Source organism: Streptomyces sp. NPDC054813, assembly GCF_053611365.1.
The window spans coordinates 414,097-440,324 of sequence record NZ_JBSHAF010000001.1; the positions used below are offsets into that span (position 1 = coordinate 414,097).

20 protein-coding genes and 1 pseudogene are annotated in these 26,228 nt (G+C 72.2%); 6 read left to right on the forward strand and 15 right to left on the reverse strand.

Annotated features, from left to right (window positions below):
- Nucleotides 1-151 precede the first annotated feature (151 nt).
- The 4 genes from ACWGJB_RS01850 to ACWGJB_RS01865 all read right to left on the reverse strand — a co-directional run bounded on the left by ACWGJB_RS01850 (nt 152) and on the right by ACWGJB_RS01865 (nt 6,203).
- Nucleotides 152-2,752: a flippase-like domain-containing protein gene (locus ACWGJB_RS01850; protein WP_453378303.1), complete on the reverse strand. Its 2,601-nt coding sequence runs from the start codon at nt 2,750-2,752 to the stop codon at nt 152-154.
- 66 nt (nt 2,753-2,818) lie between these two features.
- Nucleotides 2,819-3,295 carry a DUF1003 domain-containing protein gene (locus ACWGJB_RS01855; RefSeq protein WP_453378304.1) on the reverse strand — a complete coding sequence of 159 codons (477 nt, stop codon included), beginning with the start codon at nt 3,293-3,295 and terminating at the stop codon, nt 2,819-2,821.
- A 190-nt stretch (nt 3,296-3,485) separates the two neighbouring features.
- Nucleotides 3,486-5,126 (reverse strand): ABC-F family ATP-binding cassette domain-containing protein, encoded by a 1,641-nt coding sequence (locus tag ACWGJB_RS01860; protein ID WP_453378305.1) that lies wholly within the window; start codon nt 5,124-5,126, stop codon nt 3,486-3,488.
- A 57-nt stretch (nt 5,127-5,183) separates the two neighbouring features.
- The gene (locus tag ACWGJB_RS01865; RefSeq protein ID WP_453378306.1) at nt 5,184-6,203 is read right to left on the reverse strand and encodes an oxidoreductase; all 1,020 of its coding nucleotides are present in this window, start codon (nt 6,201-6,203) and stop codon (nt 5,184-5,186) included.
- Nucleotides 6,204-6,268: 65 nt separating this feature from the next.
- Here ACWGJB_RS01865 and ACWGJB_RS01870 point away from each other — a divergent pair, with 65 nt between their 5' ends.
- On the forward strand, nt 6,269-7,252 hold the full coding sequence (locus ACWGJB_RS01870; RefSeq protein WP_453378307.1) for an FAD-dependent oxidoreductase: 984 nt from the start codon (nt 6,269-6,271) through the stop codon (nt 7,250-7,252).
- 4 nt (nt 7,253-7,256) lie between these two features.
- Here ACWGJB_RS01870 and ACWGJB_RS01875 read toward each other — a convergent pair whose 3' ends face one another.
- Nucleotides 7,257-9,212 (reverse strand): Xaa-Pro dipeptidyl-peptidase, encoded by a 1,956-nt coding sequence (locus tag ACWGJB_RS01875; protein ID WP_453378308.1) that lies wholly within the window; start codon nt 9,210-9,212, stop codon nt 7,257-7,259.
- 220 nt (nt 9,213-9,432) lie between these two features.
- Here ACWGJB_RS01875 and ACWGJB_RS01880 point away from each other — a divergent pair, with 220 nt between their 5' ends.
- Nucleotides 9,433-10,902 (forward strand): M1 family metallopeptidase, encoded by a 1,470-nt coding sequence (locus ACWGJB_RS01880; RefSeq protein WP_453378309.1) that lies wholly within the window; start codon nt 9,433-9,435, stop codon nt 10,900-10,902.
- Between the two features lie 66 nt (nt 10,903-10,968).
- On the opposite strand, the pseudogene ACWGJB_RS01885 reads toward ACWGJB_RS01880, so the two are convergent.
- Nucleotides 10,969-11,460: pseudogene (locus tag ACWGJB_RS01885) on the reverse strand (macro domain-containing protein).
- 42 nt (nt 11,461-11,502) lie between these two features.
- Nucleotides 11,503-12,972, reverse strand: coding sequence for an amino acid permease (locus ACWGJB_RS01890; protein ID WP_453378310.1), 1,470 nt, complete (start codon nt 12,970-12,972; stop codon nt 11,503-11,505).
- A 305-nt stretch (nt 12,973-13,277) separates the two neighbouring features.
- Between ACWGJB_RS01890 and ACWGJB_RS01895 the strand changes: the two genes are divergently transcribed.
- The gene (locus ACWGJB_RS01895; RefSeq protein ID WP_453378311.1) at nt 13,278-14,000 is read left to right on the forward strand and encodes a MerR family transcriptional regulator; all 723 of its coding nucleotides are present in this window, start codon (nt 13,278-13,280) and stop codon (nt 13,998-14,000) included.
- Nucleotides 14,001-14,068: 68 nt separating this feature from the next.
- Here ACWGJB_RS01895 and ACWGJB_RS01900 read toward each other — a convergent pair whose 3' ends face one another.
- From ACWGJB_RS01900 to ACWGJB_RS01915, 4 genes are read right to left on the reverse strand one after another with little or no spacing between them, the layout of a single operon-like run.
- Complete coding sequence (locus ACWGJB_RS01900) at nt 14,069-16,246, reverse strand: 3-hydroxyacyl-CoA dehydrogenase NAD-binding domain-containing protein (RefSeq protein ID WP_453378312.1); 2,178 nt, start codon at nt 16,244-16,246, stop codon at nt 14,069-14,071.
- Nucleotides 16,247-16,286: 40 nt separating this feature from the next.
- Nucleotides 16,287-17,501: an acetyl-CoA C-acetyltransferase gene (locus ACWGJB_RS01905; protein WP_351743409.1), complete on the reverse strand. Its 1,215-nt coding sequence runs from the start codon at nt 17,499-17,501 to the stop codon at nt 16,287-16,289.
- A gap of 38 nt (nt 17,502-17,539) precedes the next feature.
- Nucleotides 17,540-18,553 carry an LLM class F420-dependent oxidoreductase gene (locus ACWGJB_RS01910; protein ID WP_453378313.1) on the reverse strand — a complete coding sequence of 338 codons (1,014 nt, stop codon included), beginning with the start codon at nt 18,551-18,553 and terminating at the stop codon, nt 17,540-17,542.
- Nucleotides 18,553-19,701: a CaiB/BaiF CoA transferase family protein gene (locus tag ACWGJB_RS01915; protein WP_453378314.1), complete on the reverse strand. Its 1,149-nt coding sequence runs from the start codon at nt 19,699-19,701 to the stop codon at nt 18,553-18,555. The genes ACWGJB_RS01910 and ACWGJB_RS01915 overlap by 1 nt, the downstream gene beginning before the upstream one ends.
- 179 nt (nt 19,702-19,880) lie before the next feature.
- Between ACWGJB_RS01915 and ACWGJB_RS01920 the strand changes: the two genes are divergently transcribed.
- A complete protein-coding gene (locus ACWGJB_RS01920; protein ID WP_453378315.1) occupies nt 19,881-21,059 on the forward strand; it encodes a saccharopine dehydrogenase family protein in 1,179 nt (392 codons plus the stop codon).
- A gap of 16 nt (nt 21,060-21,075) precedes the next feature.
- Here the strand turns inward: ACWGJB_RS01920 and mmpA are convergent, their stop codons facing one another.
- The 4 genes from mmpA to ACWGJB_RS01940 form a co-directional block, all read right to left on the reverse strand.
- Nucleotides 21,076-21,222: a morphogenic membrane protein MmpA gene (gene mmpA, locus ACWGJB_RS01925; protein WP_453378316.1), complete on the reverse strand. Its 147-nt coding sequence runs from the start codon at nt 21,220-21,222 to the stop codon at nt 21,076-21,078.
- 62 nt (nt 21,223-21,284) lie between these two features.
- Nucleotides 21,285-21,974 (reverse strand): endonuclease V, encoded by a 690-nt coding sequence (locus tag ACWGJB_RS01930; protein ID WP_453378317.1) that lies wholly within the window; start codon nt 21,972-21,974, stop codon nt 21,285-21,287.
- 125 nt (nt 21,975-22,099) lie between these two features.
- On the reverse strand, nt 22,100-22,432 hold the full coding sequence (locus tag ACWGJB_RS01935; protein WP_453378318.1) for a plasmid stabilization protein: 333 nt from the start codon (nt 22,430-22,432) through the stop codon (nt 22,100-22,102).
- Nucleotides 22,433-22,479: 47 nt separating this feature from the next.
- Nucleotides 22,480-23,583: a WD40/YVTN/BNR-like repeat-containing protein gene (locus tag ACWGJB_RS01940; RefSeq protein WP_453378319.1), complete on the reverse strand. Its 1,104-nt coding sequence runs from the start codon at nt 23,581-23,583 to the stop codon at nt 22,480-22,482.
- Nucleotides 23,584-23,786: 203 nt separating this feature from the next.
- On the opposite strand from ACWGJB_RS01940, the gene ACWGJB_RS01945 reads away from it, so the two are divergent.
- Together ACWGJB_RS01945 and ACWGJB_RS01950 are read left to right on the forward strand one after the other, a co-directional pair.
- On the forward strand, nt 23,787-24,203 hold the full coding sequence (locus ACWGJB_RS01945; RefSeq protein ID WP_453378320.1) for an SsgA family sporulation/cell division regulator: 417 nt from the start codon (nt 23,787-23,789) through the stop codon (nt 24,201-24,203).
- Between the two features lie 295 nt (nt 24,204-24,498).
- On the forward strand, nt 24,499-26,136 hold the full coding sequence (locus ACWGJB_RS01950) for an ABC-F family ATP-binding cassette domain-containing protein (protein ID WP_453378321.1): 1,638 nt from the start codon (nt 24,499-24,501) through the stop codon (nt 26,134-26,136).
- Nucleotides 26,137-26,228 lie beyond the last annotated feature (92 nt).

The window sequence follows — 26,228 nt, forward strand, 5'->3', positions numbered from 1 at the left end:
TTTTTATCTCCCCCACGGGGGCGCGGGGGGGGGGGGGCGCGGGGGGGGGGGGGGGGGGTGGTGGGGGGGGGGGGGGGTGGGGGGGGGGGGGGGCCCCGCCGCCCCCCGCGCCCCCAAGGGGCGCGTTTCCTCTCCTCGTCACACGTAGCCGTCACACGTAGCCGCGTCGCTGGACGAAGCCGAGGGCCAGGGCGCCCAGTGGGACGTTGAGCCAGAACGTGAGCAGCCGGTAGACCAGGACCGCCGAGGTGGCCGGGCCGGCCGGCACGCCGAGCGCGGTCAGGCCGGCGATGAGGCCCGCCTCGAGCGCGCCCAGCCCGCCGGGAACCGGGGCCGCGTTGGCGAGCAGGCGGGCCGCCATGTAGGCGGCGCCGAGCTGGACGAAGGGGAGGTCACCGCCGAGCGCGTGCAGGCTGAGGGCTAGTCCGACGACCTGGACGAGGGGCAGGCCGAACATGCCGACGACGCCGAGGGCGAGTTTCGCGGGGTCGGCGGCGATCCCGGTCAGGGTCGATCCGGCCGCGCGCAGGAACGGCCACACCTTCTCGCGCAGGAAGCGGCGCCCCGGCGGGGTGAGGCCGAGCAGACCTCCGGCGGCCAGCACCACGGCGATCACGGGCAGGGCGTACGACCCGGCGGGCAGGTCCGGGTGCACTCCGCCGTGGCGCTGTCCGGCGGCGGCGAAGAACACGGTGGCCACCACGACGTTGGAGACCGCGCCGGCCAGACTCTGCAGCCCGACGGAGGCCGTCGCCGCGCCGGTCTCGATCCCCGTCTTCTGCAGGAAGCGCAGGTTCAGCGCCATGCCGCCGACATTGCCGGGGGTGATCCGGTTCAGGAAGGAGCTGGCGAACTGCACCTGGTACGTGGCCCGGAACGGCAGCCGCCCCGGGATGGTGCCCAGTTGCAGACAGGTCGAGAACGCCTGGGAGACGAAGGTGACGGGGACGACCGCGAGCAGCCACCACCAGTTCGCGTCGCCCAGCGCGCGGAGCGCGGCCGGGGCGTTGGCGAGCTGCGGCAGCACGAGATGGAGCACCAGGAACGCGCCGGCCAGGCCCAGGACGCTCTGCCAGGTGAACCGGGCGAGCCGGGCCGGCTTGGCGGCCGGGGCGTCGCATGCCGTGCGCACCTCGGCGGTGAGGTCGTGCATCAGGTTCGGCCGTCCGCCGGGGCGCAGGGTGCGGCGCCGGGTGCCCGCGGCGGCCTCCCGGGCGCGCGCCTGGTCGTAGCGGGCCACCTCGCGGCGCGCGGGACCGATCAGGGCGAGCGGTTGCAGATACGGCAGCGCGCTCACCAGCCGCTCGGGGCCGAGGCCGGCCAGGGCGCACGCCGTGGCGCGGACCGGTCCCACGCGGACGGCGCAGGTGGCGAGCAGTTCCGCGAGATCGCCGCCCAGTGTCTCGGGCGACGCGTTCAGCTGCGCCCGGGCGAACGCGGTGAGCCGGGGCCTGCCGTCCGGTTCGACGAGGATGTGCTCGGGGCGCAACGCCCGGTGTGCCAGCCGGTGTTCGTGGATGCGGGCCACGGCGGCCCACACCTCGCCGAGCAGCGTGTCGGTCAGTTCCTCGGCGGGGAGCGCGGACAGCGGGCGGGCGTCCTGCCCGACGGTCACCACGACCGCCCCGCCGCCGGTCACCGGGTAGGCGATGACCGGTTCGGCGACCCGGGCGCCGGTGCGGGCGGCGAAGACCAGCATGAGCAGTTCGTGTTCGGCGGCGGCGAGCGGTGTCTGCTCGCCGGGGTCGGCCGGGTGCCGCAGCAGGGTGCGCCGGGCGAGCCGGTGGAACAGGTCGCGGTTACGGTCCTCGGCGGCGAGGGCGCGTACGGTCAGCCGCGCGCCCTCGGCGGTCTCCGCGCCGTAGCGGAGGCCCTCACCGGGGAGTTGACGGTCCGCCGGGAGTTCGTGGAGGGCTGCCAGGGGGATCCCGCAGGCGATCAGAGCGTCGGCGACGGCCTGGGCCGGCGGCCGGTCGGGCGGGCCGCCGGCCAGGAGCAGCACGGCCGATCCGGCGGTGCCGCCGACGACGAGCGCCCCGAGCGCGTCCAGCGGGACCAGCGAGGCGGCCAGCACTCCTAGCACGGCGCACCCGACGGCCAGGGCCCACAGCGCCCGCCGCCACGGCCGTGTCAGCCAAGGGCCCGCGGCGACGACCGCCGACGCGCAGGCCGCCAGGTACACGGCCGACGGCCAGCCCGCGTGCACCAGTCCGCCGCGGCCGACGAGCACCTCGGGCCAGGACTCGGGTCTGCTCTCGGCCAGCGCGAGACGGGTGAGCGTCCAGCCTACGGCCGCACCCAGGGCCGCGGCGGGCAGCACCCTCGACACCGCGTCCAGGCGCCGCCGTACGACGAGGACGACCAGGGCGGCGAGCGGCGCGAGCACGGCGATCGCCTGCAGCGTGCCGACCAGTCCGTCGCGCAGGTCCGGCGGCAGCGCGGTGGCCGCGGAGAGCAGGCCCTGCTGCGCCCTGCGGGCGAAGTCACGGGTGGCGACCGCCAGCAGCACCGTCACGACGAGGGCGGCCAGGGAGACCAGCAGCCGCAGCAGGTCGGCGGCGCGGCGCACGTCGTGCGGCGGCCGGGCGTCGACGACGGGGGCCGCCGCGCTGTCCCCGGCCGCGCCCACGAGGTCCGAGGACAGCAGTAGGCCGTGCCGGTCGGTCATGTCCCGCCGCCGGCGGGGATGCGAGGACGGCCCATGCGCGGACTCCTTCGGGCACAGGTCCGGCTCGCCCGGACGCCCGCCCATGGTTCCATGCGACAACGGCCCGCGCCTCGGTCAGATGACTGTACGCAGACACAGTTGTCCGACGGCTCAGGTCCCCGCGGGCGGCCCGGCGGTGCCGTTCATCCGGGCGCGGTTCTCCGCGAGCAGTTCCTGGACGCGCCGTTCGACCTCCGCGGGGTCGACGCCGAGGGCGCGGCCCATGTGGATGGACCACACCTCCGAGCGGATGTTGGTCTCGAAGTCCAGGTCGGCGCGGACGTTCTCGCGGGCGGCCTGGCGGTTCTGGCTCACCATCACGAAGGTGGAGAGGAAGATCGCCTCCAGGCTGACGATCATGGTGAGCAGTCCGAAGGGGAACGGGTCCCAGATCGCGTCGTCGCCGAACACGCCCTCGTTCCAGACGATCCAGACCGCGAACCAGAGCGCGTGCAGATAGACGAACGTCATGGTTCCGGCGAAGGCGGTGATGGCGTCCGCGATCCGGTCCTGGGTCCCGCGCATCCGCGCGACGACGTCCTGTTCGTGCACGATCCGGACGGGCGGCCGTTTCGGCGATGTGGTCATGGGCTCTCCCTGCCTGATGATCCGCGTCGGATCGCAGCGTACGGGGGGTGGGCCATGGCGCCGTAGGGGGTGCCGAGTGGGTTGTTCGGCGGCTGCGTGTGTGTGTGGGGGGGTGCTCGCGCCCACGCGGCGGAGCCGCATGTCGATACAGCCCCGCGCCCCTGACGGGGCGCTTCCGGACCGGAAGTTGTCAGCGTTCCGTCACTTTGCCCGCCGAGACCTCCAGGCGGCGGGTCACGTGGACCGCGTCCAGCATGCGGCGGTCGTGGGTGACCAGGAGGAGGGTGCCCTCGTAGGTGTCGAGGGCCGACTCCAGTTGTTCGATGGCGGGCAGGTCGAGGTGGTTCGTCGGCTCGTCCAGGACGAGGAGGTTGACGCCCCGGCCCTGGAGCAGCGCCAGCGCCGCACGGGTCCGTTCCCCCGGCGACAAGGTGGCCGCGGAGCGCAGGACATGGTGCTGTTTGAGGCCGAACTTGGCCAGCAGAGTGCGGACTTCGACCGGCTCGGTGTCCGGGACGGCCGCGCAGAAGGCCTCCAGCAGGGCCTCGCTGCCGTGGAAGAGCTTGCGTGCCTGGTCGACCTCGCCGACCACGACTCCGGAGCCGAGCGCCGCGTGCCCCGCGTCCAGCGGCACCCGGCCCAGCAGGGCGGCGAGCAGCGTCGACTTGCCGGCCCCGTTCGCACCGGTCACCGCGACCCGGTCGGCCCAGTCGATCTGCAGGGACACCGGTCCGAACGTGAAGTCCCCGCGCCGTACTTCCGCGTCCCGCAGGGTGGCCACCACGGCACCGGAGCGCGGGGCGGCCGCGATCTCCATGCGCAGCTCCCACTCCTTGCGCGGCTCCTCGACCACGTCCAGGCGTTCGATCATGCGCTGGGTCTGGCGGGCCTTGGCGGCCTGCTTCTCGCTGGCCTCGCTGCGGAACTTGCGGCCGATCTTGTCGTTGTCGTTGGACGCCTTGCGCCGGGCGTTCTTGACGCCCTTGTCCATCCAGGAGCGCTGCATCTGCGCACGGTCCTGGAGGGCGGCCTTCTTGTCGGCGTACTCGTCGTAGTCGTCGCGGGCGTGCCGGCGGGCCACCTCGCGTTCCTCCAGGTAGGCGTCGTAGCCGCCGCCGAAGAGGTTGATCTGCCCCTGGGCGAGATCGAGTTCGAGGACCTTGGTGACCGTGCGGGTGAGGAACTCACGGTCGTGGCTGACGACGACCGTGCCGGCCCGCAGGCCGGTCACGAAGCGTTCGAGCCGTTCCAGACCGTCCAGGTCGAGGTCGTTGGTCGGCTCGTCGAGCAGGAAGACGTCGTACCGGGAGAGGAGCAGGGAGGCGAGACCCGCGCGGGCCGCCTGGCCGCCGGAGAGGGAGGTCATCGGCTGGTCGAGGTCGACGGCCAGGCCCAGGGAGTCGGTGACCTCCTCGGCCCGCTCCTCCAGGTCCGCGCCGCCGAGGCCGAGCCAGCGCTCCAGAGAGGTGGCGTACGCGTCGTCGGCCCCTGGTGCTCCGTCGACCAGGGCCTGAGTGGCCTCGTCCATCACGCGCTGTGCCTCGGCGACGCCGGTGCGGCGGGCGAGGAAGGCGCGCACGGTCTCGCCCGGCCGGCGCTCCGGCTCCTGGGGCAGGTGGCCGACGGCCGCGGTCGGCGGGGAGAGCCGCAGCTCGCCCTGCTCGGGGGTGGTGAGCCCGGCGAGCAGCCGGAGCAGGGTGGACTTGCCCGCGCCGTTGGCACCGACCAGACCGATCACGTCCCCGGGCGCGACGACGAGGTCGAGTCCGGTGAAGAGGGAGCGGTCGCCGTGCCCGGCGGCGAGGTTCTTGGCGACGAGGGTGGCAGTCATCAGAAGGCCGATCCTAATGCGCCGGGGAGCACACCTTCAGCCCCGTTTCTCCGCCGGTCAGCGCGTCGCCGCCACCAGGACGCTCCCGGAGGTCCGGGCCACGACATAGACCCCGTCCTTGGCCGCCTTGCCGTCGAGGGGGATGCGGTGGCTGCCGGGTTCCAGGACGCCGTCGAAGAGATCCTGGGCGCGCAGGCGGGAGAGCCGGTCCAGGCGGTACGCCGTGAGCCGGACCCGGCAGGGCGAGGTGACCTCGATGCCGGCCGTGCCGTCGGCGGCGACCAGGTGGGTCAGTCGGCGCTGCGGGAGCGGGCTGCGGTCGAGGGCGTGCTCGATCTGGGCGACGAGGAGGGGCACGATCGGGGCGAGCCCGTCGACGTAGGCGACCTCCACTCCGGCCCGGTCGAACGCCTTGCGTACGGCGGCCCGCTCGGTCTCGCCGACCGTGGGGCCGAAGGCCACGGCGCCGTAGCCGCGGAGTTCCTCGGCGGGGACGCCCTCGGCGTCGCGGGTGATGTCGGCGCCGATGCCGATGGTGCGCAGGGCGGCGGCCAGCTTGGCGAGGAGGGCGACGCGGGCGCCGATCAGCAGGACCCGGCGGCCCGGCGGGGGGCTGGAGTCTTCGAGGAGGGCGCCGAGGGCCTCGCGGTACTCGGGGCCGGGGAAGCGGAACGGGCCGATGCCGTGGTAGCCGTTGAGCTCCAGGTCGGCGTGTTCGTCGGTCTGCCAGGCGAAGTCCCGCCAGACGTAGTCGTCGCCGTCCCGCTCGATGACCGCGGTGACCGCGCCGCAGGCCAGGTCCTCGCACTCCGGGCAGCCGTAGATGATGTACCGCTCGCCGGGCAGCGGTGCGTCGGACTCCAGTAACAGGCTGCGGACCTGGGCGGTGAAGATCGCGGGCGGGATGTCGGAGGCGAGCGGGGAGACGGCGTCCAGGTCGGAGAGCTGGAAGAGCAGCGGGGACCCGTCGACGACGAAGTCCACGAAGTCCCGGTGAACCTGGTAGCCGCCGTCGGCGCGGACGCCGCCGGCGCGCATCGCCGGGGCCAGGCCGAAGGTCGCGTATGCGGCAGACATGCTGTGAGTATCCCCAGAGTGGGACGATCTGAGCGCAGCATGACATATTCGGCTAGCGTCCGGGCATGGACCGTGAGCTGGGTGACGAAGTGATCGTGGTCGGCGGCGGGGTCGTCGGGCTGACCACGGCGGTGGTGCTGGCCGAGAGCGGGCGCCGGGTGCGGGTCTGGGCGCGGGAGAGCGGCGAGCGTACGACCTCCGCGGTCGCGGGTGCGCTGTGGTGGCCGTACCGTATCGAGCCGGAGCGGCTGGTCGGCGACTGGGCGCTCGAATCCCTCGCCGTGTACCAGGAGTTGGCGGCACGGCCGGAGGAGACGGGCGTACGCCTGGTCGAGGGCGTACACGACGGGCTGCGGCTGGACGAGCTGGGTCCGTGGGCGGCCCGGGTGCCGGGGCTGGCCGACACGGCCGAAGGCCTCTCGGCGCGGCTGCCGTTGATCGACATGCCGGTCCATCTTGGGTGGCTGCGGGAGCGGTTGGGAAAGGCGGGCGGGAAGGTCGAGGAGCGGGGGGTGCGCGCGCTGGCCGAGGTGCCGGCGGCGGTCGTGGTGAACTGCTCGGGGCTCGGGGCCCGTTCGCTCGTGCCCGATCCGGCCGTGCGTCCCGTGCGCGGGCAGCTTGTCGTGGTGGAGAATCCGGGGATCAGCACCTGGTACACCTCCGTCGACAAGGCCGAAGGGGGGCCTGTAGGAGGGGCCGAGGGGGGTTCCGAGGGGGGTGTCTCCGCCTACTTCTTCCCGCAGCCCGGCGGGCTGCTGCTCGGGGGCACCGCGGAGGAGGACGCCTGGTCCCTGGAGCCGGATCCTGACATCGCGGCCGGGATCGTGGCGCGGTGTGCGGCGGTACGGCCGGAGATCGCCGGGGCCCGGGTGCTGGGGCACCGGGTGGGGCTGCGGCCGTACCGGGACGCGGTCCGGCTGGAACGTGAACTCCGCCCGGACGGGCGGGTGCTGGTGCACAACTACGGGCACGGCGGGGCCGGGGTCACGGTGGCCTGGGGCTGCGCCCGTGAGGCGGCCGGGCTGGTGGAGCCGGGCCCGGCCGCCTGAGCGGTCAGCTCGCGGGGACGCGCTGCACGGTACGCGGGACGCGCACGCCGGTCAGGGCGCCCGCCTCGGGAGCGGTCCAGCGCGCGGAGGTCGCGCGGGCGAACGCGGCCGCTCCCCCGACGAGCGGGACCTTGGCCGAGGTGCGGGACAGGTCCACGGTGAGCGTCGGGGTGCTGGACGGCGGATCGATGAGGTCCTTGTCCGTGCCCGCGACGATCAGCGCCAGTCGGTGCCCCTTGGGTACGACGTGGTCGGTGGCCGCCAGGTCGAGGGTGATCGTGTACTTCTTCCCCGGGGTGAGCGGGACGCCCTTGCCGGGGTCGGCGTAGGTGCCGAGGTCGGCCCAGCCGCGGCTGAAGACCGTGTAGTCGACGGCCTTGGTCCTGGCCGCGGTCTTCAGGAAGCAGGCGCTGTCGCCGGCCGTGCTCTTCCCCCAGCAGGTGCGGTCGCTGAGGGTGGTGATGCCCTCGGCGGCGTCGGCGTAGTCCCGGATGGTGTCCGGGCCGAGGTCGACCAGGACGGCGGTCAGGTGGGCGGTCGAGGTGGTCGGGGTGGCGGTGACCGTGACCTTGGAGGAGCCGGACAGCCGCAGGTCGTGGGTGAGCGGGGCGGTGAGGAAGCCGGCCTTGTCGGAGGTCGGGGTGGCGATCTGTGCGGCCCAGTCGGTCTCGCTCTGCTGCGGGTCGTCCGTGAACGTCTCGGTGCCGGAGCTCCGGCTCAGGCCGAGGGTGCCCACACCTGCCTGGGTACCGCCGGCCGGGCGCAGGGTGGTGGCCGCGGTGCCGCGCGGCGGCCAGACGGCGGAGGTCACCCACTGGTCGGGGTGGCGTTCGACGTCCGCCATCGGCTCGCGGTCGATGCCGTTGTGGTAGCCGAGGAGTTCGTGGTCGAACCAGCGGTGCAGGGTGTCGACCCAGGCGCCGCGCCGGTAGTCGAAGGGGTCGACGTGTCCGGTCTGGGAGAGCCAGATCTTGCGCTCGACGCCGTTCTTGGCGAGCGCGTCCCACCACTGGCCGAAGTTCTTGGTACGGACGTTGAGATCCTGCATGCCGTGCACGAGGAAGACGCTGGCCCGCACCTTGGCGGCGTCCTTGACGTAGTCCCGCTCGGTCCACAGGCCGGTCCAGTCGCCGGTGCGCGGTGCGCCGTCGACCAGCTTCTGCTGTACGGCACCGCATCTGGCGTAGGCCGCGTCGCTCTCCACCGCGCCGGCCAGCCAGTCGGGCCCGGAGTCGTAGAGCGGGGCGCCCTGGGCGAAGTAGTAGTCGTACCAAGAGGAGATGGAGCTGATCGGGACGATCGTTTTGAGGCCCTTGACGCCGGTGGCGGCGACGCCGTTGGCGATGGTGCCGTCCCAGCTCTTGCCGATCATGCCCGTCCTGCCGTTGGTCCAGCCGGCCTTGACGGCGGTCGTGCCGGTGCGGCTGCTGTAGGCCTTGGCGCGGCCGTTCAGCCAGTCGACGACGGCCTTCGCGGACTGGATGTCCGAGCGGCCGCCGACGTCGACACAGCCGTCGGAACGGTTGGTACCGGCCAGGTCGACACCGACGACGGCGTAGCCGCGGGGCACGAAGAAGTTGTCGTAGAACAGCGGCATCTGGACGACGTTACCGCCTGCGTCGTACGTCTTGAGCTGGCTCTCGTTGCCGCGTCCGCAGCAGGAGTAGTACGGGCTGGCGTCCATGATGACCGGCACCTTGCGGCCCTGCGCGGCGGGTTCGGCGGGCCGGACGATGTCGGCGGCGATCCGGTCGGTCTTCCCGTCGCCGTCGGAGTCGAGGCCGGTGTCCACCCAGACGGCCTCGCGGATGGCGTGGGCGTAGGAGTAGACCGGTTGGCTCTCGCGCGGGGCCGCGCCGGCCGCCTGGGCCGCGACCGGGCTGAGGAAGGCGGCCGTCAGGGCTGCGACGGCCGCGATGACGAACGGTCTCCAGATCGTGAAGCGCGTGCGTTTCGGCATGCCGCGGACGCTACCCCGGTCAACTCCTGTGCAGAAGAGGGCACCTGAGGGACCGACAGGACTGATTGCGGCCGAATGGCGATCGTGTGACAGCAGGGGCCGTGGACAGGCCAGGGGTCACAGGGACTCAATAGGCTCCGAACAGTTTCGTGCTCCATCGACTTGGCGTTCCCGCCCGGGCGTGGCGGGCGCCTCGGCCCCCTACCGACCTGGAGTTCTCGTGCACCGCAGAATCCTCGCGCCGGGCGCACTCGCGGCGGCCTCCCTGCTGCTGGCGATCCCGGCATCGGCCGCGAGCTACAGCCCCGGCGCGCCGGGCATCGGCGACCCCTACTACCCGTACTACGGCAACGGCGGTTACGACGTCTCCCACTACGATCTGCGTCTGCAGTACCAGCCGGCCACCGACGAGCTGGCCGGTACGGCGACGATCCTGGCGCGGACCACGCAGGACCTGTCCAGCTTCGATCTGGACTTCCTCCTCGACGTGAGCGAGGTGCGGGTCAACGGCGCGAAGGCGGACTTCACCACGTCCGGTCAGCACGAGCTGGTCGTCACCCCGAAGTCGCCGCTGGCGAAGGGCACGCAGGTCGCCGTCGTCGTCCGCTACAGCGGGGTGCCGTCGACGAAGAGCGCGTACGGCTTCAGCACCTGGCACCGCACGCCCGACGGGGCGGTCGCGGCGGACGAGCCCGAGTCCGCCTGGTGGTGGTACCCGAGCAACGACCACCCTCTGGACAAGGCGACCTACGACGTCTCGGTCGCCGTCCCCGACGGCACCCAGGTCATCTCCAACGGCCTGCTCCAGTCGACGAGTTCACAGCGCGGCTGGACCCGCTACAGCTGGCGGCAGAACAAGCCGCAGGCGACCTACCTGACCACGCTGGCCGTCGGGAAGTTCGACATCACGACGAGCACCTCCGAGGGCGGCGTGCCGGTCGTCAACGCCTACAGCAAGGACCTCGGCGACAACGACGGGGCGGCACGGGCGAGCGTGGAGCGCACCGGGGAACTCGTCGACTGGCTCTCCGGCTACTTCGGGCCCTACCCCTTCAGTTCGGCCGGCGGGTACGTGCCGAACACGACGACCGGGTACGCGCTGGAGACACAGACCCGCGTGTACTACAGCCCCAAGCAGTTCGCGAACGGCTCCAACACCTCCGTGGTCGTGCACGAGCTGGCGCACCAGTGGTACGGCGACGACGTCTCCCTCAAGGGCTGGAAGGACATCTGGCTCAACGAGGGCTTCGCCCGCTACGCGCAGTGGCTGTGGTCCGAGCACGAGGGCGAGGGCACGACGCAGGAACTCGCCGACTACGTGTACGCCTCGCATCCGGCCGACGACGCGTTCTGGACGGTCAGGCCGGGGGATCCCGGCCCGGACGACCAGTTCGACATCGCCGTCTACGACCGCGGGGCGCTGGCCGTGCAGGCACTGCGGAACGCGGTCGGCGACGACGCGTTCTTCACGATCCTGAAGGGGTGGCCGAAGGAGCACGCGTACGGCAACGCCTCGGTGGCCGACTTCCGGGAGTACGCCGAGAAGGTGTCCGGGAAGTCGCTGTCGGACTTGTTCGACGCGTGGTTGTTCGAGCCGTCGAAGCCGGCGGTGCCGGCGCTCAGGGCCGCGGGGGCGCCTGTTCAGCCGAGGTCCTGGAAGAAGATCGAGGCGACGAACGACATGCACTGAGGGGTTGCCGGGTTCGGTGGGGGGCTGCGGGACCGTCGTGGCTGGTCGCGCAGTTCCCCGCGCCCCTTATGGGGCGCTGTCCTCGCCGTAGTCGTACACGGTGACGGCTATTCCCCGTCCTACCAGCCGCTCCTCTATCACCGGCTCCACGCGGGACCACTTGCCGCCCGCCAGGCCGCAGCCTATGCGGGGCATGTGCACGGAGGCGCCGAGTTCGATTGCCTCGTCGGCGAGCTTGGCCAGCGCCGTGTCTATCGCCTCGTACCGGACCGGTGCGCCCCTGCTGCCGGTCTTCGTCCCCCGCTGGCCGATCATGTTCGCCACCCAGAGGTACCGCTCGACACGGACCAGTTGGGTCGCGCCCAGGCCGAAGTCGTTGTTCGCGCGGTCGCGGTGCCAGGCGCGGTACGCCTTCTCCGGCTCCGGCCAGCGGCGTGAGAGCGCGAGGACGAAGCCCTTCCCTCAACCCCCCAGGTCGTTGCAGACATGGGCGATCACCTTGACGCCCTTGCCCGACGGCGCGCTGGCGTCACCCCGGATGTAAGTGATCTCCGACATGACGCCACCGTAGGCGATGCCACTGACAATGGCGCCGACCTGCTACTTCGTGAGCTGCGACAGCTCCTCGTCGGCGGTCTGGAAGACCCTGCGGCGGACCCCGAACCAGCCCGCCACCAGCAGCGCGGCGATGACCGGGATGAGCAGGAGGGTCTTGCGGCCCACCTCCGGGTCCTTCCACATCATGCCGAGGCAGACCAGCAGGAAGGCGATCGTGGCGATCTCGGTGACGGGGCTGAAGCGGAGCCGGAACGAGGGGCGGTCGACCAGGCCGGCCTTCGCACGGCGGACGAAGATCAGGTGGCAGAGCATGATGATCACCCAGGTGCTGATGATGCCGAGGGAGGCGACGTTCAGCACGATCTCGAAGGCCTGGCTGGGCATCAGGTAGTTCAGGCCGACGCCGAGCACGCAGACCGCGCAGGTCAGCAGGATGCCGCCGTAGGGCACCTGGCTGCGGTTCATGCGGGCCGTGAACTTCGGGGCCGAGCCGGCCACCGCCATGGAGCGCAGGATGCGGCCGGTGGAGTAGAGGCCGGAGTTGAGGGAGGACATCGCCGCGGTCAGGACCACCAGGTTCATGACGTCGCCGGCGCCCGAGACGCCGATCTTGGAGAGGACCGTCACGAAGGGGCTCTGGTCGGCCGAGTACACCGAGCCCGGCAGGAGCAGGGCGAGCAGGACGACCGAGCCGACGTAGAAGATGCCGACGCGCCACATGATCGAGTTCACCGCACGCGGGACGACCTTCTCCGGCTCGGCGGTCTCGCCCGCCGCGACGCCGACCAGCTCGAGGGCCGCGTACGCGAAGATCACGCCCTGCATGACCAGGACGACCGGCATCAGGCCGTGCGGGAGGACACCGCCGTGGTCGCTGATGACGCTCAGGCCCGGGGTCCGGCCGTCGACCTTGTGCTGGGTGGCCAGCAGGAAGATGCCGATCAGCATGAAGCCGACCAGGGTCGCGACCTTGATGATCGCGAACCAGAACTCCATCTCGCCGAAGATCTTCACCGAGATGAGGTTCACCGCCAGGACCACGGCCAGGGCGATCAGCGCGAGCGTCCACTGCGGGATGCTGGTGAACATGCTCCAGTAGTGCGTGTACAGCGCGATGGCGGTGATGTCGGCGATTCCGGTCGTCGACCAGTTCAGGAAGTACATCCAGCCGGCGACGTAGGCACCCTTCTCGCCTAGGAACTCACGCGCGTACGACACGAAGGATCCGGACGACGGCCGGTACAGGACCAGCTCGCCGAGGGCGCGGACGACGAAGAAGGCAAAGATTCCGCAGACCAGGTAGGCGAGAGCGAGCGCCGGGCCCGCGTTGTGGAGGCGTCCGCCGGCGCCGAGGAAGAGGCCGGTGCCGATCGCGCCGCCGACGGCGATCATGTTGACGTGGCGGGGCTTGAGGTCCTTGCTGTAGCCGGCGTCGCCCGCGTCCGCGGGCGTCTGGGGCGCGTCGGTCCGGGTGGCTACGGCCTGTGCCGTGTCCACGGCGTTCTTGCTCACAGGTGGGTCCACTCTCTGGTGCGCCCGAGCGGGTCGCGCTCGGGTGTCCGGACGTACTCGGTCCGCGCGAGCGGGTCGCGCTCGGGTGTCCGGACGTACTCGGTCCGCGCGCTCGGTGGTGGGCACAGACCAAGGTGCCACCTTCCCCCGGCCACCTGGGCGTATGCGATGGCACAGATCACAGAGCGGCGCTTCTCACAAGATTGTGATCATGACATTTGAATGAATATATGTCGAACAGATGACCGCGCAGCTCGCCCACATCCCGGTGTCACAGTGCCGCTGTGACAGCGATACTGCTACGCATGACGACCGACACCGACGGCGAGTCCGAGCCGGCGCTCACGATCGACGAGCTGGCCGCCCGAGCCGGCACCACGGTCCGCACGGTCCGGTTCTACGGCACCAAGGGTCTGCTTCCGCCCCCGGTGATCGGTGCCCGCCGGGTGGGCCGGTACGGGCCCGAACACCTGGCCCGGCTGGCGCTCATCGAGGAGCTTCAGCAGCAGGGCATGACACTGGCGGCGATCGAGCGTTATCTGCTTCGGTTGCCGCCCGGGCTGAGCCATCACGACCTGGCCATCCACCGGGCCGTGGTGGCCTCCTGGGCCCCGGACGCCGAGGAGACGGTGAGCGCCGGGGAACTGCGGCGGCGGGCCGGGCGCCGACTGGACGAGGGGGACGTCGAGCGGCTCGTCGCGATGGATGTCGTACGGCCCGACGGTGACGCCTACCGCATCGACCCGGGCCTGTTCCGGCTCGCCGTACAGCTCCTGGACGTACCGCTGTCCGAGAAGGCCATCCTGGCCGCGCGCACGGTGCTGACCGAGCACTCGCGCGCGGCCGCCCACGCGCTGTCGCAGCTGTTCCGGGCCGAGGTGGCGGAGCGGACCGAGCAGGACGTGAAGTCCCTGTCCGCCCATATGCAGCCGCTGGTGGTGCAGGCGCTCCTGGCGACGTTCCAGCGCTCGCTCAGGCAAGAGGTGCACCAGTGGCTCGCCGGCTCGGAGGAGGGCCGGCCCTCCTGAGGACGGGACCAGGCCGGACGCCCAGGGGGCGTCCGGCATGTGGTGTGCCGTCGAGCGGCACGGACCGCTCAGCGGGCGTCGGTGAAGGTCTCCCCCTTGTCCGCCTTCTCCACCAGCAGTGCGGGCGGGGTGAAGCGGTCGCCGTAGGTCTCGGCGAGTTCGCGCGCGCGGGCCACGAAGCCCTGCAGGCCACCGTCGTAACCGTTGATGTACTGGAGGACACCGCCGGTCCAGCCCGGGAAGCCGATGCCGAAGAGCGAACCGATGTTGGCGTCCGCGACCGAGGTCAGGACGCCCTCCTCCAGGAGGCGGACGGTGTCCAGCGCCTCGGCGAAGAGCATCCGCTCCTGCATGTCCCGGAACGGGATCTCGTGGCCCGGCTGCGTGAAGTGTTCGCGCAGACCCGGCCAGAGCCGGGCGCGCTTGCCGTCCTCGGCGTAGTCGTAGAAGCCGGCGCCGCCGCTGCGGCCGGGGCGGCCGAACTCGTCGACCATGCGGTCGATGACGGCCTCGGCGGGGTGCGCGGTCCAGGTGCCGCCGGCCTCCTCGACGGCCAGCTTCGACTCGCGGCGGATCTTCTGCGGCAGGGTGAGGGTCAGCTCGTCCATCAGGGAGAGCACCTTGGCCGGGTAGCCGGCCTGGGCCGCGGCCTGCTCGACGGAGGCGGGCTCGATGCCCTCGCCGACCATGGCGACGCCCTCGTTGATGAAGTGGCCGATCACCCGGGAGGTGAAGAAGCCGCGCGAGTCGTTGACGACGATCGGCGTCTTGTTGATCTGCCGGACCAGGTCGAAGGCGCGCGCCAGGGCCTCGTCACCGGTGCGCTCGCCCTTGATGATCTCGACGAGCGGCATCTTGTCGACGGGCGAGAAGAAGTGCAGGCCGATGAAGTCCTCCTGGCGCTCCACTCCCTCGGCGAGGGCGGTGATGGGGAGCGTGGAGGTGTTGGAGCAGAGCAGGGCGTCGGGCGCGACGACCGCCTCGATCTCCTGGAACACCTTGTGCTTGAGCGAGGTGTCCTCGAAGACGGCCTCGATGACCGCGTCGCAGCCGGCGAGGTCCTGCGGGTCCGCGGTGGCTGTGATGCGGGCCAGCAGCGCGTCCGCCTTCTCCTGGCTGGTACGGCCCTTGGCGACGGCCTTGGCGCACAGCTTCTCGGAGTAGGCCTTGCCCTTCTGCGCGGCCTCGGCGGAGACGTCCTTGAGGACGACGTCGATACCCGCGCGGGCGCAGGAGTAGGCGATGCCGGCGCCCATCATGCCGGCGCCGAGGACGGCGACCTTCGTGACCTTGCGGGGCTCCACACCCTTCGGCCGGTTGGCGCCGGAGTTGACGGCCTGGAGGTCGAAGAAGAACGCCTGAATCATGTTCTTCGAGATCTGCCCGGCGGCCAGCTCCACGAAGTAGCGGGCCTCGATGACCTGGGCGTTGTCGAAGTCGACCTGGCTGCCCTCGACGGCGGCGGCGAGGATGCGGCGCGGCGCCGGATAGGGGGCGTTGCTGGTCTGCTTGCGCAGGCTCGCCGGGAAGGCGGGCAGGTTGGCCGCGAACTTCGGGTTGGCGGGTGTGCCGCCGGGGATCCGGTAGCCCGGCGTGTCCCAGGGCTGCCGGGACTCGGGGTTGGCGTCGATGAAGGCGCGGGCCTTGGCCAGCAGCTCCTCCGGCGTTTTGGCCACCTCGTGGATCAGGCCGTTCTCCTGCGCCCGGCGGGCGTTGTACTGGGTGCCCTGGAGGAGGACCTTCAGCAGCGCGTCGGCGATGCCGAGCAGGCGCACGGTACGGACGACTCCGCCGCCGCCCGGGAGCAGGCCGAGGGTGACCTCGGGGCAGCCGATCTTGGTGCCGGGGGTGTCGAGGGCGACGCGGTGGTGGCAGGCCAGGGCGAGTTCGAAACCGCCGCCCAGGGCCGCGCCGTTGATCGCGGCGACGACCGGCTTGCCGAGGGTCTCGATACGGCGCAGGTTGCGCTTGATGGCGAGGCCGCCGTCGAAGAGGTCCTGGGCGGTCTCGGGGGTGACCCGGATGAGGTCGCGCAGGTCGCCGCCGGCGAAGAAGGTCTTCTTGGCGGAGGTGAAGACGATGCCCCGGATCGAGTCCTGCTCGGCCTCGAGGCGGTCGGCGACCGCGGCCAGGGACTCGACGAAGGCCGCGTTCATGGTGTTGGCGGACTGGTTGGGGTCGTCCAGGACCAGGGTGACGACGCCGGTGTCGTCCTTTTCCCAGCGGATGGTGGTGCTCTCGGTCATGTGAGGGTCTCCGTGAGGTCTCTTGGTTCCGCCGGGGTTTTCAGACGCGCTCGACGATCGTGGCGATGCCCATGCCGCCGCCCACACACAGGGTGGCGAGGCCGTAGCGCTTGTCCTGGCGCTCCAGTTCGTCGACGAGGGAGCCGAGGATCATCGCGCCGGTGGCGCCGAGCGGGTGGCCGAGCGCGATGGCGCCGCCGTTGACGTTGACCTTGTCCAGGGACAGGCCCATGTCCTTCACGAAGCGGAGCACGACCGCCGCGAACGCCTCGTTGATCTCGACCAGGTCGATGTCGTCGATGGTGAGGCCGGCCTTGGCGAGGGCCTTGCGGGTGGCGGGGGCGGGGCCGGTGAGCATGATGGTCGGCTCGGAGCCGGAGACGGCGGCCGCGATGATCCGGGCGCGCGGGGTGAGGCCGTAGCGCTCGCCGATCTCCTTCGAGCCGATGGCGACCAGGGAGGCGCCGTCGACGATGCCGGAGGAGTTGCCCGCGTGGTGGACGTGGTCGATCTGCTCGACCCAGTGGTACTTCTGCAGCGCCACCGCGTCGAAGCCGCCCAGCTCGCCGATGTCGGCGAAGGAGGGCTTGAGCTTGGCGAGGGAGTCGGCGGTGGTGCCGGGGCGCAGGTGCTCGTCGTGGTCGAGGACGACCAGGCCCGCGCGGTCCTTCACGGGGACCACGGAACGCTCGAAGCGGCCCTCCTTCACGGCCGTCGCAGCCCGCTCCTGGGAGAGCGCCGCGTACTCGTCGACGTCCCGCCGGGAGAAGCCCTCGATGGTGGCGATCAGGTCGGCGCCGATGCCCTGCGGCACGAAGTTGGTGGCCAGGTTGGTCATCGGGTCGTTGAACCAGGCGCCGCCGTCGGAGGCCATCGGCACCCGGGACATGGACTCGACGCCGCCCGCGAGGACGAGGTCCTCGAAGCCCGAACGGACCTTGGCGGCGGCCATGTTCACGGCTTCCAGGCCCGACGCACAGAAGCGGTTCTCCTGCACGCCGGCCACCGTGTCGGGCAGTCCGGCGGCGATCGCGGCGATCCGCGCGATGTCGGAGCCCTGGTCGCCGACCGGGCCGACGACACCGAGCACGATGTCGTCGATCGCGGCCGGGTCCAGGCCGGGGAAACGGCCCTGGATCTCGTGGATGAGACCGACGACCAGGTCGATGGGCTTCGTGCCGTGCAGGGCGCCGTTCGCCTTGCCGCGGCCGCGCGGGGTGCGGATCGCGTCGTACACGTACGCTTCGGTGCTCACTGACAAGCCTTTCAACGAGGGTTTGGGGCGGTGGGGGGTCAGAGCCAGTTCTTGACGGTCTCGACCAGGCGGGCCGGGTCCGGGCCTACAGGGGTGACGTCGAGGGTGGTCACGCCCGCCTCGCGGAAGGCGGCGATGCGGTCACGGACGTAGCCCTCCGGGCCGCACAGGGATATGAGCTCGCAGAACTCGCCCGGTACGGCGGCCGCCGCGTCCCGGTGGCGGCCGGCCAGGTACAGCTCCTGGATGAGCCTGGCCTCCTTCTCGTAGCCGTAGGCGACGGCGAGGTCGTTGTAGAAGTTCTTGCCCGGTGCGCCCATGCCACCGACGTAGAGGGCGATCCTGGGGCGGACCAGGTCGCGTGCGGCGGCCGCGTCCTCGCCGATGGCGAGCAGGCCGCCGGCGACGATCTGCAGCGGTCCGAGGGCCGGGTCGCGGCGGGCGGCGCCCTCCGCCAGCGGGGTCCCCCAGACGTCCTGTGCCTTCTCCGGGATGAACAGGGTGGGCAGCCAGCCGTCGGCGATCTCGGCGGTCATCCGGACGTTGGCGGGGCCGAGGGAGGCGACGTAGAGCGGGACCTCGGCGCGGACCGGCCTGGTGAGGATCTTCAGGGGCTTGCCGAGACCGCCGGGGCGGGGCATGTCGGTGATGCCGTGGTGGTCGATGGTCTCGCGGCGCAGGATCCGCCGGGTCAGCTCGATGACCTCGCGGGTGCGGCCGAGGGGCTTGTCGTAGGCCTTGCCGTGCCAGCCCTCGACCACCTGCGGGCCGGAGGCGCCGAGCCCGATGATCGCCCGGCCACCGGAGATCGCGTCGAGGCCGGCGGCCGTCTGGGCGATGAGGGCGGGTGTGCGGGAGTAGACGTTGAGGATCGCGGAGCCGATCTTCATCCGCTCGGTGCGGGCGGCCAGGTATCCCATGATGGTGGGCGAGTCGAAGCCGTAGGCCTCCGCGACCCAGACCGTGTCGAGGCCCACCGACTCCAGCGCGGCCGCCTGGTCCGCCGCGGTGCGCGGGTCGCCCGAGTAGTCGAGGAAGGTCGAGAGCTCCATCAGGTGGCGTCCTTGTCGTCGTCGAGCAGGGCGGGCACGGCCCAGTCGCGGGCCACCTCGGTGGTGTCCCCGCCCGGCCGGGCAGGGGCGGTGCGCACGGCCGTGGGGGTCACGGAGAAGCGGGGGGCGGGGGCCGGCTGGGTGATGCCGCCGTGGTCGGTGAAGGTGCCGCGAGCCGCCAGGTGGGGGTGGTGCGGGGCCTCGCGCAGGGAGAGCACGGGGGCCACACAGGCGTCGGAGCCTTCGAAGACGGCCGTCCACTCGTCCCGGGTACGGGCCTTGAAGCGGGCGGCGACGCGCTCGCGCAGCTCGTCCCACCGGGTCCAGTCCTTACGGGCGTCGGCCAGGTCGTCCAGGCCGCCCAGCAGCCGGAGGAACTCGGCGTAGAACTGCGGCTCCAGGGCGCCGACCGCCATGTGTCCGCCGTCGGCGGTCTCGTAGGTGCCGTAGTACGGGCAGCCGCCGTCCAGCAGGTTGGCGGCGCGCCGGTCCTGCCAGCCGCCGGCCGCCACCATGCCGTGGATCATCGCGGCGAGATGTGCGGTGCCGTCCACGATGGCGGCGTCCACGACCTGGCCGGAGCCGGTCGCGCGCGCGTGGTGCAGCGCGGCCAGGACGCCGACGACGAGGTAGAGGGAGCCGCCCGCGTAGTCGCCGAGCAGGTTGGCGGGGACCGCCGGGGGTTCGTCGGGGCGGCCGATCATGCCGAGGGTGCCGGTGACGGCGATGTAGGCGATGTCGTGGCCCGCGCGGTGGGCCAGCGGCCCCTCCTGGCCCCAGCCGGTCATCCGGCCGTAGACCAGGCGGGGGTTGCGGGCGTGGCACTCTTCCGGGCCGACGCCGAGCCGCTCGGCGACTCCCGGCCGGTTGCCCTCGATCAGGACGTCGGCGCGCTCGGCGAGGTCGAGGACGCGGGCCGGTCCGTCCGGGGACTTCAGGTCGACCAGCACCGAACGCTTGTTGCGGTTGGTGACGTCGTACGCGGGGTCGATGGCGAGCCCGGGGCCGCCGGGCCGGTCGACGCGGACCACGTCGGCACCCAGGTCGGCGAGGAGCATGGCGGCGAACGGGCCCGGTCCGATGCCGGCCAGCTCGACCACGCGCACGCCGGAGAGCGGGCCGTGTCCTGGCGTCCCTGCCGTGGTCATGCCGCCCCCAGTCATGTGACACAACTGATGTAACACCGATGATGCTAAGAACACGTTCCACTGGGCACAAGGGTGAACGAGCAAGCGCTTAGTCAAGATACCCGGTGGGGGTGCGTCCGCACTCCTCACGCTAGCCTCAGCCACCGACAACGGCGCGGGTTGCAGGACCGAGAGGTGTCATGAGCAGGCTGAAGACGACGGACCGTCCCTACGACATCGTGCTCTTCGGGGCCACCGGCTTCGTCGGCGAGCTCACCGCCGACTACCTCGCCGCCCACGCACCCCTGGGGCTGCGGTGGGCGGTCGCGGCCCGGGACGAGCGCAAGCTGGAGGCGCTGCGCGAGCGGCTGCCGGAGGGCACGGAGGTCGGACTGCTGCGCGCCGACGTCGCCGAGCCCGCCACCATCCGCGCCCTCGCCGAGCAGGCGCGCGTCGTGGCCACGACGGTCGGCCCGTACGGCCGTTACGGCGAGGACCTGGTCGCGGCCTGCGCGGACACCGGTGCGGACTATCTGGACCTGTGCGGGGAGCCCGAGTTCGTGGACCTGACGTATGTGCGGCACGACGCACGCGCGCAGGAGACCGGGGCCCGCCTGGTGCACGCGTGCGGCTTCGACTCGGTCCCGCACGACCTGGGCGCCTACTTCACGGTCCGTCAGCTGCCCGAGGGAGTGCCGCTGACCGTGGACGGCTTCGTGACCGCCGACGCGACCTTCTCCGGCGGCACCTTCGCCTCCGTCCTCGACCAGTTCGCGCGCCCCCGGCAGATGATCGCCGCCGCCCGGGACCGCGCCCGGTACGAGCCCCGGCTGATCAGCCGCCGGGCGACCGCGCCCGCCGGGCCGCCGCGCTTCGCCAAGGAGATCGGTGCCTGGGCGCTGCCGCTGCCCACCATCGACGCCCAGATCGTGCGCCGTTCGGCGAAGGCCCTGGACCGCTACGGCCCGGACTTCCGTTACCGGCACTACGCGGCCGTCAGGCATCTTCCGGTGGCGCTCGGCGGGGTGGCGGCCGTGGGCGCGGTCGCCGCGGCCGCCCAGCTGCCGCCCGCCCGGCGCTGGCTGTCGGACCGGCTCCGGCCCGGGGAGGGACCCAGCGCGGAGAAGCGGGCCCGCAGCTGGTTCACGGTCCGGTTCGTCGGCGAGGGCGGCGGACGACGGGTCTTCACGGAGGTCTCGGGCGGCGATCCCGGCTACGGCGAGACGGCGAAGATGTTCGCCGAGGCCGCGCTGTCCCTGGCCTTCGACGACCTGCCCGCGACGGCCGGCCAGGTCACCACGGTGCAGGCGATGGGCGACGCACTGACCGAGCGGCTGCGCGCGGCCGGGATCGGCTTCCGGGTGGCCGCGATCCGCTAGCGGGCTTCGGCCCGGGTCAGGACTGCCAGGCCAGCACGGTGCAGAGCATCCCGACGATCCAGGCGAACCCGGCCACCACGGCGAGGACGAGCGCCGCGTTTACGGCGCGCTCGACGGGCTGGGCGGGGTCGGCCACGGGCTTGGGGGCGCGGTGTGTCGTCATGCGGGCCAGCCTGCCGCCGGGACCGGGGCGGCCACATCCGTACTCGTACTCAGTACGGGTACTCAGGCCCGGGCCTCCCGCAGTGCCCTGCGACACAGCGCGTCCGCGCGGCGGGTGGTCTCCGGCAGGCGGTATCGCGGGGTGAGCGCCAGCGTGTGGGCGCAGGCGTTGTCCAGGCTCACCCGGTGGCCGACGGAGACGAACACCGGCTTGACGCCGTCCCGGGTGCGCAGCGCGCGGCCGACCTCCTCGGTCCCGGCGAGGAGCGGTGCGTGGCTGCCGCGCGGTGCGTCCGGGTCGTCGTACGCGAAGGTGAACGGGTTCTTGGCAACGCCGATGGTGGGCAGGCCGGTGAGGACGCCGAGGTGGCTGGCGAGGCCGAAGCGGCGCGGGTGGGCGAGGCCGTAGCCGTCGCAGACGACCAGGCCCGGCAGACAGGGCAGGGCGTCGAGGGCGGCCCGTACGGTGGGGATCTCACGGAAGGCGAGGAGGCCGGGCACGTACGGGAAGGAGACCCGGCCGACGGCGGTGGCCTCGGCCACGGGCTCCAGGGTCGCGGCGTCCAGCACGACGGCCGCCGCCGCGACCAGGTCCCGTTCGTCGTCGTAGGCCACGTCGACGCCCGTGACATGACCCGTGCCGGGCGCCGGTCCCGGCTCGTCGAGGACCACCCGCCCCCGCAGCTCGTCCTGCACGGCCAGCGCCGCTTCCTCGGTCGTGGGCCAGCCCGCGGGTACGCATACGGTCGTCATGGTGGCCACGAGCGTACGGCGCGCCACGCGCGCGTGCGGCGACGGGTCGGACCAGGATCCGGCGTACGGCGGACGGCCGCGGCAGGACCGGGCGTACAGCCCGACTCGCGCGGGTGCGGGGCAGGTCAGCTCTTCTTGGCGTTCAGAGCGCGTTGCAGTTGTGCCTTGTTCATGTCGGAGCGGCCCTCGATGCCGCGCTGTTTGGCCTCTTCGTAGAGCTGGTCGTAGGTCGGGCCCGCGGCGCCGCTGTGCGAGCGCTTGCCGCCGCGCCGGCCGGAGGACATGTCCTGGAGGGACGTACGGCTGGCGGTCTCGGACTCGCCGGAGCGGGCGCGTTCCTTGTTGACGGTCCGCGCGGCGATCTCCTCGGCGCGCTGTTCGCTCTCGCCCCGGTCGAGCGCGCTCTCCTTGATGTGCTCGTACTGGCGTTCCCGCTTGGGGCTGGATCCACGTGGCATGGCCACCGCTCCCTTCGTGGGTGTGCTCGCCACCGGGTACCCACGCGTCAGCGCTCCAGACGCGCCACCCGGCCCTGCTCACCGGCGGCCCAGCAGCTCAGGTCCGGGGTGCAGTCGACGGTGTCGTACGAGCCGGTGTCGACGGTCCGCCAGGTGCGGCCGCCGTCGGTGGTCAGGTCGGTGCCGGTGGGGCCGACGGCGAGGGCGGTGGTGCGACTGTGCGGGAGCCAGGCCGCGCCGGAGCGGTAGGCGGGCGGCGGTGTCGTCGCGGGCTGCCAGGTGCGGCCGCCGTCGCGGGTGACCGCGGCCGCCTGCGGGGAGGGCTGGTCGGGGCGGTAGTCGCCGCCGACCGCGAGGCCGTGGGTGGGGTCGCGGAAGGCGAGGGCGAAGACGCCCTTGGCCGGATCACCGGCCGGGACGGGTGTGTCGGTGGCGGTCCAGGTCAGTCCGCGGTCGGTGGAGTGCAGCACGCGCGCGTGCGCGCCGCCGCCGGTGGCCAGCCAGGCGTCCTTCGGCCCGGAGGCGACCAGGCACTGGCCACTGGCGGCGAAACCGGCCTCGCCGTCCAGGGCGGCCGGCATCCCGGTGCTGGGCAGCACCCGCCAGGAGCGGCCGCCGTCGCCGGTGGCCAGGATGCGGAACTTCCCGTCCACCGGGTCGCTCATGGCAAGGCCGTGGCGGTGGTCGAAGAAGGTCATGCAGTCGTAGAAGGCGGCGGGGTCGGTGTTGCGGAACGACTCGGTCCAGGTCGCCCCGCCGTCGTCGGTGCGGTAGACGCGGGACGCCTCGCCCTCGCCGATGGCCAGCACCACCGCGCGGCGCGCGTCGAACGCCTCGACGTCCCGGAACTGGAGGTCGCCCGCGCCCGGCGGGGAGACGTTCCGCCAGGTCGTCCCGCCGTCGGTGGTGCGCAGCACGGTGCCGGCCGTGCCGGCCAGCCAGGCGGTGTGGCGGTCGACGGCGGCCAGGCCGCGGAACCGCACGTCCGGTGTGCCGGTGTCCTTGAGCACCCAGTGCGGTGCCGGTGTCGCCGCGCGCGCGGAACCCGCGGTCAGCGCGGCCAGCGCCGCCGCGCACGCCACCCCCACCGTCACCGCCCGGCTCGTACGTCCCGTCCGTCCTGCCCGCCGCGTGCTCCCCAAGCGCCTCATGGCGCGGGAAGTTAGCCCACTGTCCCGGCGCCGTCCAGAGGGCCCTGCCGTCGCAAGGGCCAGGTAAGCCCCAGGTGTGAATGAGCCCGGTGACCGAGGTCACTCGCACTTCGCGTGCACGGATCGGCCGCTTCCGTCGTCTCTTCCAGTGTCAGGTCTTGTACGCCCGGAAATTCGTCCAGCCGTCACTAGGGAGCAAGGGTTTGTCCACTCTCATCGAGCAGCCCGTGGAGGCCCGCCTGGTCGCCGCGTCGCCGCGTATGCCGAGCATTCCCGCCAGCCTTCGCTACGACAGCGAGGACCCCTTCGCCGTCCGTATGACGTTCCCGGCCCCGGCCACCCTGGAGGGCGTCGACGTCTGCTGGACGTTCTCCCGTGAGCTGCTCGCGGCCGGCCTGCACGCCCCGGAGGGCAACGGGGACGTCCGGGTGCGGCCGTACGGCTACGACCGGACCGTGCTGGAGTTCCACGCCCCCGAGGGCACCGCCGTCGTCCATGTGCGCACGGGCGAGATCGAGCGGTTCCTGGAGGCGACCGGTGACCTGGTGCCCACCGGCCTCGAACACCTCCGGCTGGACCTCGACCACGACCTGGCCGAGCTGATGCGGGACGCCTGCTGAGCCGCCCCGCAGCGCCGGCGGGCCGCCGAGCGGGCTCGTGGTTAATTGCGTTGACACCCCGTTGGGGGCCCTCCTAACTTGTACAACGGTTCTGTTGCCGTCGATAGGAGAAGGACGTTGCTCGTCTGAGGACTCGAGACACCGCGTCACACCCGCGAGGTGTGTCCGTGGCGTTCGACCTCGGCGTGCGAGCCGTCCTCCGGCACAGGTATCTCTTCCCTGGCCCCTCGGCTGCTGTCCCGCGGTGTCTCGACACGCGTCTGTCCCCGACACCGCAAGCAACCGCGAGGCGCCCATGTCTGCATCTGTCACCTGCACTTCCCTGTCCTTCTCCTGGCCCGACGGCTCCCCCGTCCTCGACGGCCTCGATGTCGCCGTAGGCCCCGGCCGGACCGGTCTCGTCGGCGTCAACGGATCAGGGAAATCCACGCTTCTCAGGCTCATCGCCGGTGAGCTCACCCCGTCCGACGGCACCGTGAAGGTGGCCGGCGAGGTCGGATACCTCCCGCAGAGCGTCACCCTGGACACCGCGCTGCGCGTCGAGGAGACGCTCGGCATCGCCGCCCGGCGGGCCGCGCTGCACGCCATCGAGGCGGGCGACGCGTCCGAGGCGCACTTCGAGACGCTCGGCGACGACTGGGACGTCGAGGAGCGCGCCCTGGTCACGCTCGGCGAGCTCGGACTCGGCCACATCGGACTCGACCGGACCGTCGGCGAGGTCTCCGGCGGCGAGTCGGTGCTGCTGCGGCTGGCCGCGCTGCTCCTGGACCGGCCGGACGTACTCCTGCTCGACGAGCCCACCAACAACCTCGACCTGTACGCCCGCAGGCGGTTGTACGCGGCCGTCGCGTCCTGGCCGGGCCTGCTGATCGTGGTCAGCCACGACCGTGAACTCCTCGACCTGGTCGACCAGATCGCCGACCTGCGCGCCGGGGAGGTCACCTGGTACGGCGGCAACTTCTCGGCGTACGAGGAGGCGCTCGCCGTCGAACAGGAGGCGGCCGAGCGCATGGTGCGGGTCGCGGAGGCCGATGTCCGCAAGCAGAAACGCGAACTGTCCGACGCCCAGGTCAAACTGGCCCGCCGCAAGCGGTACGGGCAGAAGATGTTCGAGCAGAAGCGCGAGCCGAAGATCGTCATGGGGGCGCGCAAGCGGGCGGCCCAGGAGTCCGCGGGAAAGCACCGCATCATGCACGAGGAGCGGCTCAGCGAGGCGAAGGAGCGGCTGGACGAGGCGGTGGAGGCGGTACGGGACGACGACGAGATCCGCGTCGAACTGCCGTACACGGCCGTACCGCCGGGCCGGAACGTGCTGACGCTGGAGAATCTGGAGCTCGCGCACGGCTCGCGTGTGAAGGGGATCCTCGATCTGCGCGGGCCCGAGCGGATCGCGCTGATCGGGCGCAACGGAGCGGGCAAGACGACGCTGCTGCGCACGATCGCCGGGGAGCTGGCGCCGGTGGCGGGCGAGGCGCACGCGCATGTGCCGCTGCGTTTCCTGCCGCAGCGGCTGGACGTGCTGGACGGGGAGCTGACCGTGGCCGAGAACGTGGCCAGGTTCGCGCCGGGCGCCACCAACAACCGGATCCGGGCCCGGCTGGCCCGCTTCCTGTTCCGGGGCGCCCGCGCCGACCAGCGGGCGGCCACGCTCTCCGGCGGCGAACGCTTCCGGGCGGCGCTGGCCGCGCTGCTCCTGGCCGAGCCCGCTCCGCAGCTGCTGATGCTCGACGAGCCGACGAACAACCTCGACATGGCGAGCGTGCGGCAGCTCACCACGGCCCTGGAGGCCTACCAGGGCGCCCTGATCGTGGCCAGTCACGACCTGCCCTTCCTGGAGTCGATCGGGATCACCCGCTGGCTGCTGATGGCGGACGGGGAGCTGACGGGCACCACACCGGAGGAGGTGGCGCGTCTCAGGACGGGCACAGCCTGACAACGAGGGTTTTGTCGGCACGGACCCGCGCTGAATGATGGCGGTCCGGCGCCCCGACATTGGGCGCCGGACCGAACCGCCGACCCCGGAGA

Coding starts and splice junctions, on each gene's coding strand:
- ACWGJB_RS01950 (WP_453378321.1), top strand. CDS start 24,499: ATGTCTGCATCTGTCACCTGCACTTCCCTGTCCTTCTCCTGGCCCGAC.
- ACWGJB_RS01935 (WP_453378318.1), bottom strand. CDS start 22,432: ATGCCACGTGGATCCAGCCCCAAGCGGGAACGCCAGTACGAGCACATC.
- mmpA (WP_453378316.1), bottom strand. CDS start 21,222: ATGACGACACACCGCGCCCCCAAGCCCGTGGCCGACCCCGCCCAGCCC.
- ACWGJB_RS01865 (WP_453378306.1), bottom strand. CDS start 6,203: ATGTCTGCCGCATACGCGACCTTCGGCCTGGCCCCGGCGATGCGCGCC.
- ACWGJB_RS01910 (WP_453378313.1), bottom strand. CDS start 18,553: ATGGAGCTCTCGACCTTCCTCGACTACTCGGGCGACCCGCGCACCGCG.
- ACWGJB_RS01940 (WP_453378319.1), bottom strand. CDS start 23,583: ATGAGGCGCTTGGGGAGCACGCGGCGGGCAGGACGGACGGGACGTACG.
- ACWGJB_RS01930 (WP_453378317.1), bottom strand. CDS start 21,974: ATGACGACCGTATGCGTACCCGCGGGCTGGCCCACGACCGAGGAAGCG.
- ACWGJB_RS01850 (WP_453378303.1), bottom strand. CDS start 2,752: ATGGGCGGGCGTCCGGGCGAGCCGGACCTGTGCCCGAAGGAGTCCGCG.
- ACWGJB_RS01855 (WP_453378304.1), bottom strand. CDS start 3,295: ATGACCACATCGCCGAAACGGCCGCCCGTCCGGATCGTGCACGAACAG.
- ACWGJB_RS01900 (WP_453378312.1), bottom strand. CDS start 16,246: ATGACCGAGAGCACCACCATCCGCTGGGAAAAGGACGACACCGGCGTC.
- ACWGJB_RS01870 (WP_453378307.1), top strand. CDS start 6,269: ATGGACCGTGAGCTGGGTGACGAAGTGATCGTGGTCGGCGGCGGGGTC.
- ACWGJB_RS01915 (WP_453378314.1), bottom strand. CDS start 19,701: ATGACCACGGCAGGGACGCCAGGACACGGCCCGCTCTCCGGCGTGCGC.
- ACWGJB_RS01860 (WP_453378305.1), bottom strand. CDS start 5,126: ATGACTGCCACCCTCGTCGCCAAGAACCTCGCCGCCGGGCACGGCGAC.
- ACWGJB_RS01875 (WP_453378308.1), bottom strand. CDS start 9,212: ATGCCGAAACGCACGCGCTTCACGATCTGGAGACCGTTCGTCATCGCG.
- ACWGJB_RS01895 (WP_453378311.1), top strand. CDS start 13,278: ATGACGACCGACACCGACGGCGAGTCCGAGCCGGCGCTCACGATCGAC.
- ACWGJB_RS01920 (WP_453378315.1), top strand. CDS start 19,881: ATGAGCAGGCTGAAGACGACGGACCGTCCCTACGACATCGTGCTCTTC.